Annotated in this window: 12 protein-coding genes; all 12 read left to right on the top strand. The window is 36.5% G+C overall.

The window, feature by feature from the left end; genetic code table 11:
- Positions 1–243 precede the first annotated feature (243 nt).
- The 12 genes from GNT69_RS19890 (at position 244) to GNT69_RS19840 (ending at position 18,735) form a co-directional block, all read left to right on the top strand.
- Positions 244–2,499: an EAL domain-containing protein gene (locus GNT69_RS19890; RefSeq protein WP_203556739.1), complete on the top strand. Its 2,256-nt coding sequence runs from the start codon at positions 244–246 to the stop codon at positions 2,497–2,499.
- Positions 2,496–5,702 carry a response regulator gene (locus GNT69_RS19885; RefSeq protein ID WP_203556738.1) on the top strand — a complete coding sequence of 1,069 codons (3,207 nt, stop codon included), beginning with the start codon at positions 2,496–2,498 and terminating at the stop codon, positions 5,700–5,702. Before GNT69_RS19890 ends, GNT69_RS19885 begins: the two co-directional genes overlap by 4 nt.
- 10 nt (positions 5,703–5,712) lie before the next feature.
- Positions 5,713–6,579, top strand: coding sequence for a CheR family methyltransferase (locus GNT69_RS19880; RefSeq protein WP_203556737.1), 867 nt, complete (start codon positions 5,713–5,715; stop codon positions 6,577–6,579).
- Between the two features lie 116 nt (positions 6,580–6,695).
- Positions 6,696–8,234 carry an exopolyphosphatase gene (ppx, locus tag GNT69_RS19875; protein WP_203556736.1) on the top strand — a complete coding sequence of 513 codons (1,539 nt, stop codon included), beginning with the start codon at positions 6,696–6,698 and terminating at the stop codon, positions 8,232–8,234.
- A 143-nt stretch (positions 8,235–8,377) separates the two neighbouring features.
- A complete protein-coding gene (locus tag GNT69_RS19870; RefSeq protein ID WP_203556735.1) occupies positions 8,378–10,465 on the top strand; it encodes an RNA degradosome polyphosphate kinase in 2,088 nt (695 codons plus the stop codon).
- Positions 10,466–10,677: 212 nt separating this feature from the next.
- Positions 10,678–10,800 (top strand): hypothetical protein, encoded by a 123-nt coding sequence (locus GNT69_RS25925; protein ID WP_275411261.1) that lies wholly within the window; start codon positions 10,678–10,680, stop codon positions 10,798–10,800.
- A gap of 106 nt (positions 10,801–10,906) precedes the next feature.
- On the top strand, positions 10,907–11,515 hold the full coding sequence (locus tag GNT69_RS19865; RefSeq protein ID WP_203556734.1) for a methyltransferase: 609 nt from the start codon (positions 10,907–10,909) through the stop codon (positions 11,513–11,515).
- 1,030 nt (positions 11,516–12,545) lie between these two features.
- A complete protein-coding gene (locus GNT69_RS19860; protein ID WP_203556733.1) occupies positions 12,546–14,102 on the top strand; it encodes an NAD(P)H-hydrate dehydratase in 1,557 nt (518 codons plus the stop codon).
- Between the two features lie 166 nt (positions 14,103–14,268).
- A complete protein-coding gene (locus GNT69_RS19855; protein WP_203556732.1) occupies positions 14,269–15,561 on the top strand; it encodes a hemolysin family protein in 1,293 nt (430 codons plus the stop codon).
- Between the two features lie 230 nt (positions 15,562–15,791).
- On the top strand, positions 15,792–16,355 hold the full coding sequence (locus GNT69_RS19850; protein ID WP_203556731.1) for a tyrosine-type recombinase/integrase: 564 nt from the start codon (positions 15,792–15,794) through the stop codon (positions 16,353–16,355).
- Positions 16,356–16,446: 91 nt separating this feature from the next.
- The gene (locus tag GNT69_RS19845) at positions 16,447–17,091 is read left to right on the top strand and encodes a LytTR family DNA-binding domain-containing protein (protein ID WP_203556730.1); all 645 of its coding nucleotides are present in this window, start codon (positions 16,447–16,449) and stop codon (positions 17,089–17,091) included.
- Between the two features lie 132 nt (positions 17,092–17,223).
- Positions 17,224–18,735: an acetyl-CoA hydrolase/transferase family protein gene (locus tag GNT69_RS19840; RefSeq protein ID WP_203556729.1), complete on the top strand. Its 1,512-nt coding sequence runs from the start codon at positions 17,224–17,226 to the stop codon at positions 18,733–18,735.
- Positions 18,736–18,976 lie beyond the last annotated feature (241 nt).

Raw genomic sequence — 18,976 nt, 5'->3', positions numbered from 1 at the left:
TAGGTTATTAATACGGGGCACTCTTTTTTTTGTTGAGAGATGAACGGACACTTCCTTAAAAATGTAGTATTTCCCACTCTTTTATTTTTCTAAAAAACTATATCAGCTATTGAAAAATTTTGTCATAATGGGAATAGCACCATATGTGAATTGTTATCTAATTAGTCGTACACAGGTGAAGCAAACTGAATTGATGCTGTAAAAGCTGGAAACTAGCTTTTACTTTGGAGGAATGATTTCCATATGACTTTTAATGAAAAGGTAAATATTCTCATAGTCGATGATCGCCCTGAAAATTTATTAGCACTCGAAGCGATTATTGAACGAGAAGAATTAAATATTATCAAAGCTTCCTCCGGTGAGGAGGCTTTAAGGTTTTTATTAAAAAATGAGGTTGCTGCGGTTTTGCTAGATGTCCAAATGCCTGGCATAGACGGATTTGAGACAGCAGAAATTATTAAAGCACGTGAGAAAACTAGAAACGTTCCAATTTTATTTATTACAGCAAATAATATGGAATCTGAGCATATCTTTACTGGATATTCCATGGGAGCCGTTGATTATCTCCTAAAACCATTTGATTCGATTATCCTTAAAGCAAAAGTAGACGCCTTTGTTGAAATTTACAAAGTGAACCAAATATTAAAGAAGCAAGCAGAAGAACTAAAGAAACAAAGAGACGAATTAGAAAATTCCTATTTAACTCTTTCAAAAACGACATCACAGCTTCGTATTTCCGAAGAATTATCTAATGTAATTAGTGAGACCTCGATTGATTCAATGCTGATAATTGATGAAAAAGGCACGATTTTAAAGGCAAACCCAGCAGTAGAAATGGCTTTTGGGTTTGAAGAGGCGGAATTACTAGGTAAAAACATTCACTTATTATTTTCTGAACCCTCTTCCCTTAAATCTGTTAAAAGCATGTTGGAAATGATTAGTCAGGCAGAAAAGATTCAAAGGAATGGAAAGCTAAAGGAACTGATGGCTACTAAGAAAGACGGAAGTTTATTCCCAGCTGAAATCCAAGTAGGGAAACGTTTTGTACAAGATAAATGTATTGTTGCTATTACAATTCGGGACCTTACAAACCAAAAGCAATATGAAGAAACCATTACACATATGGCCTATCATGACTGGTTAACAAATCTTCCAAATAGACGTAACTTTAATGATGAAATCAATCGCATCATCCCGGTGGCAAAAAAAGTGCAAGAGCCGTTTGCGTTGCTGTATGTAGACATGGATCATTTTAAGTTTATTAATGATTCCTTAGGCCATTTAATTGGTGATAGCGCGCTTCAAGAAATGGCAGAGCGATTAATGAACTGCTTGCGTGAAGATGACTTTGTCGCAAGAGTTGGCGGAGATGAGTTTAATCTTTTATTGCCCAACACAAATAGAGACGAAGCTTTAGAGTTCGCTGAGGTAATTCTAGAAGCGTTTAAACAGCCCTTCTTTATTGATAGATTTGAATTATTTATTACGGCATGCATTGGAATCAGTGTCTTTCCTTTTGACGGCGAAGATGCAATGACATTAATTAAGAACGCGGATGCAGCATTGTACAGAGCAAAAGAGCAAGGGAAAAATATGTATAAGGTGTACCATTCGGGAATGAATCTACAATCGTTTCGGAGTTTTAATTTGCAAAATGATTTGCGCAAAGCAATTGAACAGAACGAGTTTTTCTTAGTTTTTCAACCACGAATTAATATTGCCACAGGCAAAGTAACGAGTGCAGAGGCATTAATTCGTTGGAAACATCCAAGTTGGGGCAACATTTTCCCTGCAGAGTTCATTCCATTGGCTGAAGAAACAGGTCAAATTGTTGAGATAGGTGAATGGGTATTGCAAGAAGCGTGTCGGCAAAATCGTGCGTGGCAACAAGCGGGTTTGTCACCGATTCGAATGGCCGTCAACTTTTCTTCCCAGCAATTTCTGCAAAAAGATTTGGTTGAGACAATTGCTCAAATTCTTGATGAAACAGGGAATACTGCCGATTTATTGGAGATTGAAATCACCGAATCGATTGTTTTCAAGAACGAAGTAGCGATGACACAAACATTGAAGAAATTAAGGGAATTGGGAATTTATTTAAGTATGGATGACTTTGGCACCGGCTACTCTTCATTAAACTATTTAAGGCATTTCCCAGTCCATTCCTTGAAAATTGATAAATCCTTTATTCAAGACCTTTCAAATAATTCACAAGAAAGCATTGCGTTTATTCAGGCGATTATTTCTTTAGCGCATAGTTTACGTATGTCTGTGGTCGCTGAAGGAGTCGAAACGACGGAACAATTAAATGTTTTAACTGATTTACATTGTGAAGAAATTCAAGGGTACTTATTTAGTCCTCCAATTCTTGCAAATGAATTTGAAGAATTTTTACTGAAAAACAAAGAAAACCCTCATTTAGTCGAAGAAAAAACGACCGAGGCAAACATCAATTTACACCAAATCATGAGAGCAGATAGCCAAGGAGTAAAACTATGAAAATAAAAACTAAGTTATTACTAGGGCTTAGTATATTTCCTATTCTTATCTTCCTATTACTAGCAATTGTATGGTTCCAATTTTCAGGTATGCAAAAGATTATTACTGCCTCACAAGAAGGTAATACTTTAAAAGAATTAGCAGTATCCATTCACATAGGAGTAAAGAATGAAGCAATTAGTATGCGTAATCTTGTCATTTGGGAGGAACAGGCTTCATTAGAAAAAGAGGTAAGCAGATTGCAAAAGGAAAGCGATGCGGTTACGCAAAACATCGCTGCTCTTGGTTCACAAGTTGATACCGCGGAAGAAAAGGAAATGGTGGACAACTTAAAAAGTTTAAATGCGAATTTTACCGTTTATAAAGATCAAGTGGTTCGTCTCATAACTGAAGGGAAAAAAGGAGAAGCGATTGAGTTAATTAATCGCACAGGTCATCCTATACATGAGGAGTTTTTTAAGGTTACTGCTGACATTACCCGTTATTTTGCTACAAATATGAATTCGTCATTAGAAGCATATCAACATGAATTTGAGCAAAGCATCAAATGGATTAGTTTTATTGCGATTATTATTATCATCGTCGTCATGTTCCTTATTACTAAAAACATTTGGTCAATTGTTCAACGGTTGAATGGAGTTTCAAGTGTGATGAGCCGCGTGGCCAATGGGAAAGAAGAAATAAGCACTAGGGTTGAAGTCCATTCAAGTGATGAGATTGATGAGGTTGCTAGTTCGTTTAATAAAATGCTTCACTCATTAGAAGAGCAAATAGAAAAAGAACAAAATCTTATATGGAGTAAATCGAGTATTACGGATGTTATCACAAGTTTATACGGGAAACATGATTTAGAAACGTTAAGCCGTACATTGCTTTCAAAAATTGTTCCTTTAACAGAGTCAGGACATGCGGTCGTTTATGTGAAAGACTTGAATGAAACTAAGGAGAAAGAACCATCCTATAAATTGCTTGCATCCTATGGTTATAAAGAAAGAAAACATCTTTCCACCACATTCACCCCTGGTGAGGGTCTTATCGGACAAGCTGTGTTAGAGAAAACGCCGATTATTCTTACAAATGTGCCGGCCGATTATGTGCAAATTCATTCAGGCTTAGGTGAGGCTCCACCTTTAAATGTCTATGTGTTGCCGATTATCTTTGGAGATGATGTCGAAGCCGTTCTCGAAATTGCCTCGTTTAAACCGTTTGATGAAAATAAGCAGACATTCTTAGAAGAAATCGTCAGTCGACTTGGAATCATCCTTGATAGTGTTATAGGACGAATTCAATTAGCAAAACTATTAGAAGAATCGCAGACATTAATGGAAGAAATCCAAGCGCAGTCTGAAGAACTGCAATCTCAACAAGAAGAGCTTAGAGTTACGAATGAAGAATTAGAGGAACAAGCGCAAGCGTTGCGCCAATCAGAAGAAAGGCTGCAAGCCCAGCAAGAAGAATTAGAAGAAACAAATGTCGAGTTAAAGAAAAAAGCGGATGTATTAAAAGAACAAAATGAAAAATTTGAAATGACGAACCGAGAAGTAGAAAAGGCACATGCTGAATTAGAGGAAAAGGCGAGACAGCTCGCGATTAGTTCAAAATATAAATCTGAGTTTCTCGCAAATATGTCACATGAATTACGGACACCGTTAAATAGTTTGTTAATTCTTTCTAAACTGCTTGCTGATAATCCGAGTGGCAATCTATCGGAAAAGCAAATCGAGTACTCAAAAACGATTTATTCATCTGGTCAAGATTTATTGGTGTTGATTAATGATATTCTCGATTTAACAAAAATTGAATCAGGGAAAATGGATGTTGTTATTAGCAAAGTTTCGTTAAAGGATTTAATAAAGTTTGTTGAACAAAGGTTTAGACCGCTTGCGAATGAAAAAGGTTTGCAATTTTATATTGATGTTAAGCCATCTATCCCGGCATTTATTTATAGTGATGAACAAAGAATCAAGCAAGTGTTGAAAAATCTTTTAGCCAATGCTTTTAAGTTTACAGAAAAGGGCGAAGTGAAATTAGAAATTGATTATCATGAACGGTTCGCCTTTACGGTTGCGGATACTGGAATTGGGATCCCAAGTGAGAAACAAGAATTGATTTTCGAAGCGTTTCAGCAAGCGGATGGAACAACAAGTCGCAAATATGGAGGCACAGGCTTAGGGTTATCCATTTCTCGTGAGATTTCTAGTCTATTAGGAGGGGAAATCAAGGTCAAAAGTGTGGAAGGATTGGGAAGTGAATTTACATTCTATTTGGATAATCAATATGAATCAGAGCCCATTGTTAATGAAGTGGCTGTAGGAAGTGAACCAAACAAGAGAGTGAAGGATGAACAAAGGACAAATGTGAATACTGAACCTAGTAAAAACAAAGAGATTAAGCGTCTATTGATTGTGGATGACGATTTTAAACAACGGAATAGCTTAATGGAATTAATCGGCAATATGAATGTAATCATTAAAGCAGTATCGACTGGAAAAGAGGCGGTTGAGGAGTTAAAAGTCAATGAAGTGGACTGTTTAGTACTTGATCTAAGATTATCTGATACGGATGGGTTTCACTTACTCGAAGAGATTAAACCGTATATATTTAATGCTGATTTAAAGGTAATTATCTATACTGGAAGAAATTTAACTTCAAAAGAAGAAATGTATTTAAATAAGTATTCGCATACGATTATTATTAAGGATGGCCATTCACCACAAAGGTTAGTTGAAGAGTTGGAACTATACCTATCTTCAAACAGTGACGAGCTTGAAGGCATCGAAGAAATAGAGACCAAATTACCGGTGAATATCTCTGACCTTAAAGGAAAGGATATTTTGCTTGTCGATGACGATGTTAGGAATATCTATGCGATATCAAGTATTCTTGAACAATATGAAATGAATATTGCTTTCGCAGAAAATGGAAAAGAATGCTTAGAAATCCTTAAAGAAAATCCCAATTTTGACCTCGTTTTAATGGATATTATGATGCCTGAAATGGACGGATATGAAACAATCCGAACGATACGAACGGAACGACAATTTGAACAGTTACCAATCATTGCCCTTACAGCAAAGGCAATGAAAGAAGATCGTAGGAAATGCATGGAAGCCGGAGCGTCTGATTATATAAGGAAACCAGTAGATCCGGATCGGCTTATTTCATTAATGGCTGTGTGGCTGTATAGTCAGAAAGGGAAGTAGGGATGGAAGGATGTCTTCGAGTGAAAAAGGGAACAAGGACGCACAAATTTCCGTCGATAATGAGGAGCTTGAAAAACTAGAAATGAAGTTATTGCTGGAAGGATTGTACGGCTGGTATGGATATGATTTTCGAAACTATGCCTATCATTCGATTCGAAGAAGAGTATGGCATCGAATTCAATCCGAGAAACTTACGAGCATCACTGGATTGCTTGAAAAGATTTTACATGATCCTGCATGTTTAAGGCGGCTGTTAGCAGACTTTTCGATTAATGTGACGGAAATGTTTCGCGACCCAGCCTTTTTCCTGAATTTCCGTGAACAAGTGATTCCTATGTTACGAACGTATCCATCGATTCGGATTTGGATAGCCGGTTGTTCGACTGGAGAAGAGCTATATTCGCTGGCAATTTTGCTTCATGAGGAAGGAATCTATGATAAAACAAAAATCTATGCAACCGATATGAATTCTGAAGGATTGAAAATTGCTAAATCAGGACACTATTCAATAAATAAAATGAGGAAATATACGAGCAATTACTTTCAATCTGGGGGAAAGGAAGCATTTTCTGACTATTATTCTGTTTCAGGGGATCAGGTTCAAATGAACAGTGATCTTAGAAAAAATGTTGTTTTCGCACAACATAATTTAGTAACGGATCAATCATTTAATGAATTTCATGTGATTTTTTGTAGGAATGTTTTAATCTATTTTAATAAGTCTCTCCAGGAAAAGGTGCATCGCCTTTTCTATGATAGTTTAGTCATGTTAGGCGTTCTTGGTTTAGGAGATAAAGAGACAATCGCTTTTACATCGTTAGCTGACAGTTATGAAGGAATAATCACTAATCAGAAATTATATAAAAAAGTAAAATAAAGGCCGATTTGGCCTTTTTTTAAGTAAATGAAAACACTCAACCTCGTTTTTTCAATAAGTAGTGAATATTGGAAGAAATAGTATAATGGTTAAAGCAAAGAAAGAAGGAGTTATCGATGGAAAAGAGAAATGAAAAACGCTCTATTATTGATATCGGTTCAAATACGATTCGTCTTGTTATATATGAAGGAAATAAAAATCGTACATATAGGGAAATAGAAAATATTAAAACCGTTGCAAGGTTGCGTAATCATATAACTGATCAAGGGGACTTAGCGGATAAAGGAATTGACTTATTACTACATATCCTTAAAGGATTTAAAGAAGTCCTTGATTATCACCAACTTCATACTGTTAAGTGTGTCGCCACTGCAGCTATAAGGCAAGCGGTAAATAAACAGGAAATTTTAAAAATCGTCAAAGCTGAAACAGGATTCGATATAACAATCTTGTCTGGGAAGGAGGAAGCATATTACGGCTATTTTGCCGTTAGTCATACTACTCCAATTGATGAAGCAGTTACAATCGATATCGGTGGCGGAAGCACAGAAATCACTTATTTTAAAAAGCGAAAATTAATTCATTCACATAGTTTTCCATTTGGGGTCGTTTCATTAAAAGAGCAGTTTATTAGCGGAGGACAAATAAACGCAACGGAAAAAGCGAGATTCGTTGCTTATATTAAGGAGTCATTTCAAAGTCTTCAGTGGTTAAAGAGTTTAAAGGTTCCAATTATCGCGATTGGTGGGAGCGCCAGAAACGTTGCTCAAATCGATCAAAACTTAAAAAACGATCCTTTAGCTGGGATTCATCAATATACGATGACGCAAAAAGATTTAACAAATATCCTTCTCTTAGTTGAAACCTCAAGTATGAAGGAACTAGAAAAGCTTGAAGGGTTGTCAAAAGATCGTGCCGATCTAATCCAACCGGCATTAACAGTTTTTGTGTTATTAAGTGAATATGTTCAATCAGGAACGTTTATGTTCAGCCGAAAAGGATTACGGGAAGGCATTTTTATGAAGGAATATGAGGGCCGAGGAGAGTGTCCAAATTTAAATCATATTCTTAATAGAAGTATGGATGAGTTAATAAATGATTACCAAATAAACCAGAAACATTCCGAACAAGTTGCCAATTTAACAAAACAAATTTCCACACAATTGTCGCAACTTTATGGCACTCAAGAAAGCGATGAATATGAAAAAATTCTAGAAGTAGGGGCAAAAGTTTATTACTTAGGAAAGTATATTGACTCTGATGTAAGCAGTCAACACACGTTTTATTTGCTGGCGAATAAGTCAATCAATGGAATCACCCATAGGCAACGATTAATATTAGCGTTAGTCGCTTCATTTAAAAATTATCAATTATTCAAACAATATATTGCCCCATTTGTTGACCAATTCAGCAAGGAAGAATTACAGAAAATTAGAATTGCTGGTGCAATTACAAAATTAGCAGCTTCACTTGATGCCTCTAAACGGGGGATAATAAAGGAAATTTATTTAGAAAAAATAAAAGCGACAAATGGACTTAAAATGACTTTGCGTTATGAAGGAAATGCTTTTGTAGAAAAATACCAAGCAGAGAAACATACTCGCCAGCTTGAGAAGGCGATTGAAAAGGAAATTCGATTAATTTTTACAAATTAACAGGATTTTTACGAAATATTTACAAAGTATTAACCTTTCTTTTATCCTAATTTGATAAAATATGACATAATAATTGTCATTTTTCACATTTGTTTATAAAATGCGAATTAAATAGTCGAAAAAGGGTAAAAGGGGTAAAAAATATGGCTGAAGAAATGGACTTTCATTTGCCTGATTATTATATCAATAGAGAATTAAGTTGGTTAGCTTTTAATGAAAGAGTCCTACAAGAAGCGATGGATGAGCGAAACCCCTTGCTTGAACGACTCAAATTTTTAGCGATCGTGAGTTCAAATCTAGATGAGTTTTTCATGGTCCGAGTTGCTGGGCTAAAGGATCAGGTAAAAGCTGGCTTTAACAAGCCGGAAAATAAAGCAGGACTCACCCCGAAGGAACAACTCGACGCGATTGCGGTTAAGGTACATGAATTGGTGCAGATACAAACAGATACATTAAAGAATGTAATAATCCCAGAATTAAATCAACATCATATTCAACTCCGTGAAGTGGTTGATTTAGATTCCAAACAGCTTCAATTTATTGAGCAGTACTTTGATGAACAAGTTTTCCCTGTCCTAACGCCTCTAGCAGTGGATGCTTATCGTCCTTTTCCAATTCTTCTAAACAAAAGCTTGAATTTAGCTGTCCAGCTTGAAGAGGGGCCTGAAGCAGATCCTACACGTAAATTTGCCATTGTTCAAGTACCATCTGTTCTTGAGCGGTTTATTGAATTGCCTAGCGAAAATGTCCACTCGTTTATTCTTATCGAAAAAATTATTTGCCACTTTATCAAGAAATTGTTTTGCGGATTTCGGGTTACTTCCGTAACTCAATTTAGAATCACGAGAAATGCCGATTTAACCATTCATGAGGAGGGAGCAAGAGACCTTCTGTTAGAAATTGAAAAAGAATTGAAGAAACGTAAATGGGGCGCTGCTGTTCGTTTAGAAATTAGTATAGAAGAATTAGATGAGAGGGTTGTTGCTTATTTGCAAGACGAGTTAGAAGTGAGTGATAATAACCTCTATTCAATTGATGGGCCTTTAGATTGTACGTTTCTTTTTTCTTTTTATAAATGTTTGGCGGGCAGGACCGAAAACTTGCGTTATGAAACATTTATCCCCCAGCCGCCGCTTGATTTACGATCAGAAGAGAATTTATTTGCTAAGCTCTTAAAGCAAGATTTATTATTTCATCATCCATACGAATCCTTTCAGCCTGTGATTGATTTTATTTCGGAAGCAGCAGATGACCCTGATGTTCTTGCTATAAAACAGACGTTATATCGGGTAAGCGGGGATTCTCCTGTCATTGAGGCCTTAAAGAGAGCGGCTGAGAATGGCAAGCAAGTGACGGTGTTAGTCGAACTAAAAGCTAGGTTTGATGAAGAAAATAATGTTCAATGGGCAAAGGAGCTTGAGAAAGCGGGATGCCATGTTATTTATGGGATGACCCATCTGAAAACGCATAGCAAAATTACCCTAGTCGTTCGCCGTAGAAATGGAAAAATTGAACGCTTTGTTCATTTAGGTACTGGAAATTATAATGATCAAACAGCGAAAACTTATACCGATATCGGTTATATGACAACGAAACACAAATTCGGCATTGATGCAACAAACTTTTTTAATTTCCTTAGCGGGTATATGGAAAAGCCTGACTACCATCATTTAGTCGTTGCCCCATACGATATAAGAGATAAATTTATCGAATTGATTGATGAGGAAATCCATTTTCATGAAAAATATGGAAATGGACGGATTATTGCGAAGATGAATTCTTTAACAGACAAGAGGATTATTATAAAATTATATGAAGCTTCCTCTGCAGGAATTAAAATTGATTTAATTATTAGAGGGATTTGTTGTCTGCGACCAGGTATTGCAAAAGTAAGTGATAATATCCGAGTGATTAGTATTGTTGGGCGCTTTTTAGAACATAGCAGAATTTTCTATTTTCATCATAATGGCGAGGAAAAGGTGTTCCTTTCTTCGGCTGATTGGATGACAAGAAATATGGATAAGCGTATTGAAATCCTATTCCCTATTTTTGAGGGGAGATTAAAACAAAGGATAAAACATATTTTACAATTGCATTTAAATGATAATACAAAGGCCCGCGAATTAACGTCATCGGGAACCTATCATTATGTTGTACAGGCTCCTGAGGCAGCTCCATTAAAAAGCCAACTTGAATTAATCAAAGAAGTTTCTTATTTGGTGATGACATAGAATAAAGAGCAAAAAAAGAGCATCTGCTAATTGGCAGATGCTTTTAATATGAGGGGGAATACACTAATATAATCGCCAACTATAACGAAGTTTATACACTGAATATAGCAATCTTCCTCAATTTATTTAGGGTAGTTTAATAATTTAATGTATAGATTTGGCAATCAAAGGGAAGGATAGAGATAACAGTATTTTTATAGGGGGAGAGCGTGATGAAAGAGAAGAAATTAACTGACTTTGTTTATAATGAACACTTTGACCTTCATTTATATATCACTTACTTACTACAAAACAATGAAACAGCAAAAAATGACCGAAAAATTGTTCATGTGTGAGTGGTGGTTTATAATCGCCTTTTTTGCTTGCTTTATTTTTGATTATGGATGCAGTATTCTTAAAAGAAAAAGGATTTAGAAGAAAATGACGGGAGCAGCAAAATCAATGAAAGAGTACTATTATGATAAACTGCTAAATATTAAAACGGGTGGTCAACCCAAAAGTTCCAATCATCCATTTCACTATCATCCATACGAACCGACTCCATATAGTGCGTTAGAACAGTTCGTTCAAAATTACGAAGTCAAAAGCAGTGATTATATTATCGATTTTGGCTGTGGGAAAGGAAGATTAAATTTCTACCTCCATCATTTTTATGATGCTACTGTAGTTGGAATAGAAATGAATCAGTCATTTTATCATGATGCCGTTGAAAACCAACAACGATATATGCTTGCGAAGAAGAAGGCAAAGGATAAAATTCACTTTCATTGCTGCTTAGCGGAAGAATACGAAATCGGCCCGTTAGCTAACCGTTTTTATTTCTTTAATCCTTTTTCAATCCATATTTTTGAAAAAATAATTAGCAATATTCTCGAATCGTTAGAGCAAGCGCCTCGAGAAATGGAGTTAGTCCTCTATTATCCGTCTGAAGATTATATTCTTTTCCTTGAAAATCAAGGCGTTTTCCACTTGAAAAAAGAAGTGATTCTGCCTGGGCTTTACGAAAAAAACGAAAATGAGCGTTTTTTAATCTATCAACTGTCGTTTTAAAAAGACACTCGGCATTGACTAACGGGTTCGGTTTTCGAATACAAAAACTAAATTAGCACACCAATTAGCAGTCCTGTTCGCAACTGAATTAGACTGCTTCTTTTTTGTTGATATATATGGGGTTTAATAAAATGAACGGTATATCCGCCCTGAATTTCGAAACCCTTTTTATCATGGTGACATAAGTTTTTGTCAGCATGAAAATTCGCATGCTAATGGTTATGCCAATTGGTGTGCTAAAAATGATGTTTAACTACTAGGGAGTGGGTGTTGATGTCTGAGAGGCGGATAAATGAAGCAGACATTCTTTCTTATCCTTAATTGAGTAACCAGTGATCGTTTAAATAAGGGGAGGTTTTCCGGTTAAATGCAGAATAGAACTCGATTCGGGGGATATAAGGGGAGATTTTCCGGTTAAGCAAAGCAAAATGGTCCATTTTCATGTTTTTCGATTAAATAGGCGGAATCTCTCCGCCTATTTAAGCTATTTTTCGTGCTATTTTCACATTAAGGGGAATTTCTCCGTCTATTTATCAAACCAAGTTGAATCGCTCTTCGAAGTTCGTGAGGATTCGCTCTTTAATAGTTGAGAAGAGGATGTATCGCTATCAAAATCTTAGTTTGTCATGTAGATGGATAAATTAGTAGCTTATTTCCTGGCGATTCTTGGAGATTTTAAAACCGCTTAACCGGGGTGCTTATCTTGGTATAAAATTCTTGGATGGTATGTCTCCAAGCATTTTTCTTTGCTGATTTACTTGCCAAATTGCTTTTTAACTTTAGTGCGAATTACTATACTAACAGCAATGTTCATTCGTATGTTGTACTTCAAAACCGAACCCGTTGGGCACTGAAAAGTGCCTTTTTAGTTTGACTTTAGTGTCATTTAGCGTTGATTTTAAGCGTTAACTTTAATCAAACGTTTGATTAAATGGCTTCGCACTTAATCATTGAGTGTCTTTGCTCAACCTGCATAGGTGATCAATTGGGATTATAATAGAAGTAAGGAATTGAATTGGAGGTATATGCCATGTTTGTAGCTGGGCAAAAGGAAATGCAGCAAATGGACGGATATACAATAGAGCAAATCGGACTTCCAGGGGTCGTATTAATGGAAAATGCAGGAGCACGAGTTGTCGAGGAAATCATTGGTTCTGTAGGTTGTAAAAACGCCAAGGTCGTTATTTTAGCAGGGGGCGGAAACAATGGCGGAGATGGGTTTGTCATTGCACGTCGACTTGTTGATTTAGGGTGGAAGCCGGACTTATGGTTATTAGTAGAACAAACAAAGATCACCGGTGATGCTAAATGCCATTTTGATGTATATATGAACAGGGGTTTGCCAATATCTTCTTTAGAGGAACATTCACTAGAATACCTATGCAAGGCATTAACCCAGGCAGATATTATCGTCGATGCGATATTAGGTACAGGTGTGAAAGGACAAGTTCGCGATCCATTAAAACAAGTAATCTCTCTTGTAAATGAATTTGCGGATCAGAAAATGATTATCGCGGTCGATATCCCCTCAGGGTTGAATAGCGACAATGGGAAAATCGGTGGGATTGCTGTAAAAGCGACCAAGACTGTTACATTTGTGTTCCCGAAAAAAGGTTTTTTCTTGGAAGAGGGGCCAGACTATGTAGGTGACTGGAAGGCTGTCGACATTTCTGTTCCACCTTCAATTGTTCATGAATTAAACTTAAAATTACCACAAATGATAACAGAATCAATAGTGAAAGAATCCATACCAAAACGGAAACAGAACGGTCATAAAGGAACTTTTGGCCATGCGCTCGTTGTAGGAGGGTCGAGGTCATATGTAGGGGCTCCAATTTTTACGGCAAAGGCTGTTTTACATAGTGGTGCAGGTCTTGTTACGATGGCTGTTCCGGAAAGTATTTATCATATGGTTGCAACCCAAAATCCTGAATCCCTTTTTCTCCCGCTAACGGAGGAGGATGGCCATTTTTCCGAGGAAAGCTTAAATCAATTAATTCCGAAATTACCACAATTTAATAGTATTGCTGTCGGACCTGGAATGAGCAGGTTCCCTGGAGGGGAAGAATGGATGAAACGTTTTATTCATTCGCTAGAAGGACAATCTGTCGTTGTTGATGCAGATGGGCTTTTCATGCTTCGCAACCAGCTTGACATTCTCCAACAGTACAATGGATCAGTGATTTTAACACCCCATCCCGGAGAAATGGCGATCCTAACAAATAAAACGGTGAGAGAAGTCGAGGAAAATCGTCTAGAAACAGCCAAACTTTTTGCCGAAAAGCATCATGTGTTTCTGCTATTAAAGGGACATCGGTCAATTATTGCGACACCAGAAGGAGAAGTATTCATCAATCCACACGGTCATGATGCTCTTGGAAAGGGTGGCAGTGGCGATGTTTTGACAGGTTTAATTGCTTCCTTTCTAGCGCAAGGAGCAAATCCGCTTCATGCTCTCCTTGCAGCAAGTTATCTGCATGCGAAGGCCGGAGAAGATCAGGCAAAACGTTTATCGCATTACGGTGTCATGCCGTATGATTTAATTGAAGGTGTAAAATGCCAGTTAAATGCACTTACGAAAAAGTAATTTTTCATGTATTTTGTTTTTATCGCAGATTATGAAGAACCCCCCTCTGATGGAAGTTTCGCTTTATAAATGCAAGTTATAAAAGAAGTGGCAATAATTGATTTATCCATTCCTAATCTGTAAAATTAGACTATATAAAAATTTTTTTAGCGGAGTGTGAGTTTTTTTGGCTGAAGTGCCCATAGGTTTGATTATTTTTTTAGTGGTTTTAATTTTTTTATCTGCTTTCTTCTCGTCAGCAGAAACAGCATTTTCAAGTGTAAATAAAATAAGGCTTCGGAATCTTGTGAGTGAAAACAAGCCCGGAAGTAAAAAGGCATTATATATTACTGAACATTTCGACAATGCGCTTTCGACCATTTTGGTTGGGAATAATATTGTTAATATAGCAGCATCTAGTATTGCTGCCAGCATGTTTACAGGATTATTTGGTGCAGGTACAGGGCTTATTGCCAGCACATTTGTAATGACTGTAATTGTATTGATTTTCGGTGAAATTCTACCGAAATCAATGGCAAAAGAAAATGCTGAAACATATTCAATGAAAATTTCTGGCATTTTACTATTCCTAATTAAGTTATTAACGCCAGTGAACTTCGTGTTTGGGAAACTGAAAAACTTTGTTTCAAAAAAATTCTCTAAAAATGATGGAGCACCGTCCATAACAGAAGAGGAAATCAAAGTTATGGTAGATATTAGCGAAGAAGAAGGCGTTATTAATAAAGACGAAAAAGAACTTGTTCATCGTTCTCTAGAATTTAATGAAATCTCTGTTGCAGAAGCATTAACACATCGGATGGATATGATCGCCATTGAAGTAAATCAGCCGATTGAAGAGATTAAGCAAATCTTTTTAACCGAGCGATTTTCAAGAGTTCCCGTTTATCGAGAGAATATCGATAATATTGTTGGAATTTTATCTGAAAGAGATTTTTTTGCAGAGCTCGTCCAACATAATGAAGTGAAGATAGATAAGCTGTTGCGAAAGCCGATGTTTGTCGTGAAGTCCATGAAGGTATCGACATTATTGCCAGAACTTCAACGATTAAAGAGTCATATGGCAATCGTTGTTGATGAATATGGCGGAACATCTGGTTTGATTACGTTAGAAGATATTTTAGAAGAAATTGTTGGTGATATTTGGGATGAGCATGATGAGAAAATTAATATCATGACGAAGCTAAGTGAGAATTTATATGAATTTGATGCCCAATATCAGTTGGATGATTTTTCAAAATTATTAAATATAAAAATTCCTGAATCCTCTTCTACTCATAGTCTTGGTGGGTGGATTTTTGAAGAACTTGAACGAATCCCTAAAATTGGCGATGGATTCCAATATGAAAACCTTTTTATTTCCGTTGAAGAAGTGGAAAATCACCGGATCCGAAAAGTGAGAGTTGAAATTCTTCCTGATGCATTAGATGAGAATCCAGAAGAGGTTCAACAAAAGGAATAAACGAAAAAAGCATCCGCTCATAAAGAGCAGATGCTTTTTTCAATACTGGGGGAATGCTTTAACATCATTGACGAGAATCCTAATTTTTATACATAAAAATTTAAAAATAACGAACAGTTTCTAGGTAATGATATTCGCTGTTTTTTGTGGTGACTTTTTAACTATTATGTTCTAGGTATATTTGATAATATTAATAATTAAGGAATGTTTTTAGAGGAGGAAAATCGTTCGTGGAGTATGTTGATCCCATCAGAGAAGTGAAAAAAATCAATGAAATGAAACAGGTGTTAAGGCAGCATTCACAACGAGACCTTTTGCTTTTTGTGCTAGGGATTAATACAGGTATTCGCGTAAGCGATCTTTTATCGCTTAAAGTAGAAGATTTATGGGATGGGATTACATGTAAAGAATTCCTCTATATTACAGATTCAAAAGGTGAGGAGAAAAAAGCTTTTTATATTAATAGTAGTGTAAAAAGGGAATTTAAATTATATATGAAAAATAATGATTTTGCCCAAAGTGACTATCTTTTTAAATCTAAAAAAAACAATCAACCGATTACCCGGCAACAGGCTTACCGAATCATTAATCAGGCTGCAAAAGAAGTAGGAATACCTGGGAAGATTGGTACGCATACGCTGCGTAAAACATTTGGATATCATGCTTATCGGAAAGGAATAGCCATTTCGATTTTGAAATCGATATATAATCACCAAACACCGACGGAAACATTACGTTATATAGGAATTAGTAAAGAGGATGGGCATCCGATAAAAGTAGATGTGAACCTGTAGGATAAATTCCCTTTCTAATGGGAGTGTTCAATAGAAGTTTAGAGATAAAAAGGCTAAAATAAATGGTATAGAAACTAAGGGGGAGAGGAAAATGGAAAGCATAAAGCTTAGTTCCCTTTTGGACGTAATCGGCGAATTGTTTTCAGATGAAATTTCTATTGCTGTTTCAAATACGAAGGAATATATTTATTACCGCCCGAGTAGACGGATTGATTTAAAAATCAAGCCTGGGGACCCGCTTAAACAAGGTACAATTGCTTATAAGGCGATCCATAATAAACAAAAAGTCTCTGAATTTATTAATCGGGATGTATTTGGCGTTCCCTATAATGGGATGGCAGTACCATTCCTTCATGAGGGAAAGGTTGAAGGATGTGTGACGGCGATATATCCTTCATTGACTGAGGGGAAATCGGTTGTAACTGTTAAAACAAATGATAGTTGGATTCCCGTTCCCTTTTCAGAAGTCGTTTTATTAGAAGCGAAAGACAAGAAAACGCATGTATATACCGAAAGAAATATTGGAACGCATAAACACTCTCTACAAGAATTCGAATATTCACTACCGAAGGAATCATTTATCCGTTGTCATCGATCGTATATTGTGAATGTAAATCATATTAAAGAAATCTTCCCTGATTCCCATTCCACTTTTGTTCTTTCAATGGCTAATGGGGAAAAAGTTCCTGTAAGTCAATCGTATTCAAGTTATTTTAGAAAACTATTGGGATTTTAAAAAATTTTCTGTTTTATTCCAAAATTTCGCTGTTTTATCAAAGATTTCAAGTGTTGTGTGCCGAAAATTCCGTGCCCTTTCGTTTTACAGGTAAAATAATGGTAAAACATTTCTAAAGCGAGGGGTAAAGGGATGGGAAAAAAATACGAACGAGTTAGAAATGACCTTTTACAGGAAAGAGTGGTAAGTCCTGAGGAGGCAGCATCGTGGATTGAGGATGGAATGACACTAGGCTTAAGCGGCTTTACACGTGCGGGGGACGTAAAAGCGGTACCATTTGCTCTAGTAGATCGTGCCAAACAAGAACCTTTGAAAGTGAATGTATATACAGGAGCATCATTGGGATCTGATGTAGATAAGTTATTCGCTGAAGCAGGAATTTTAGGTAAGCGACTTCCATTTCAAGCAGACCCAACAATGCGTAAGGGGATAAATAATGGGGACTTTCTATTTGTGGATCAGCATTTATCACATACAGCTGAATTAATTCGCGCCGATGTAATGCCGATCGATGTGGCAATTTTGGAAGCGGTTTCGATAACCGAAGATGGAATGATTATTCCGACAACATCCATAGGGAATTCGCTGTCATTCGCATTAAATGCTAAATTCATTATCGTAGAAATTAATTTATCACAAACAGAACAGTTAGAAGGGCTGCATGATTTGTATGAACCAGGCAAGCAAGGGAATCGGGACCCAATTTCTTTAACAAAACCGAATGATCGAATTGGCACTCAAGGAATAAAAGTAGATGTTGATAAGATTAAGGGAATCGTCTTTACAAACCAAGCAGATTCACCTTCAACGATTGTCGCACCTGATAGTGAAACGAAAGTAATGGCAGAACATTTATTGAATTTCTTAAGAAAAGAAATTGACGCTGGGAGACTGACAGAACGTCTTGCCCCCCTTCAATCCGGTATAGGTTCCGTGGCCAACGCGGTTCTTCATGGAATGATTGAATCTGAATTTGAGGATTTAGAAGTTTATTCAGAAGTTTTACAGGATGCGGTCTTTGATTTAATGGATGCAGGCAAGGTTTCATTTGCGTCTTGTTGCTCAATCACACTCTCAGAATCAAAAATGAAAGAAGTATTTTCAAATTTTGAAAAATACCGTGATCGATTAATTATGAGACCACAAGAAATTTCCAATCATCCGGAAATCATTCGCCGACTCGGCTTAATTTCCATTAATACAGCATTAGAGTTAGATATTTATGGAAATGTTAATTCGACGCATGTTCTTGGAACGAAAATGATGAACGGAATTGGTGGTTCAGGAGACTTTGCAAGAAATGCAAGGCTGGCGATTTTCGTTACAAAGTCAATTGCAAAAGACGGCAATATCTCAAGTATTGTGCCGTTCGTATCCCATGTCGACCATACAGAGCATGATGTCGATGTGATTGTCACAGAACAAGGTTATGCTGATTTACGTGGTTTGGCACCGAGAGAACGAGTGGAGCTCATCATTGAAAACTGTGCTCATCCTATGTATCGGGATCAACTTCGTGAATACTATCAAGAGGCATTAACTAGAGGCGGCCAAACCCCTCATGTATTAGAAAAGGCCTTTTCTTGGCATACGAATTTTGCTAACCATGGAACAATGCTTCAAAAAACATTGGTTGAATCATAAATAACAAACCTCAGTCATTTTGGCTGGGGTTTGTTGTTCGATTTATTTTTATCGAGTTTGTTAAGTGGAGTTCGTTTTACCGAAATGAAGCAGACAAATAATTGTTGAAATACTGTCACTAAATTTCTAATTTTTGAACAAAATGTGAGAATATACTTAAGACAAAGACAAAGACAAAGACAAAGACAAAGACAAAGACAAAATATTAAATGTTCAGCACATCTAGTTAAGCATAAGAATA

Origin of the sequence: Bacillus sp. B15-48, assembly GCF_016879755.1 — a bacterium.
Classification (GTDB): domain Bacteria; phylum Bacillota; class Bacilli; order Bacillales; family Cytobacillaceae; genus Mesobacillus_B.
This window is presented reverse-complemented; position numbering and strand designations above follow the sequence as displayed.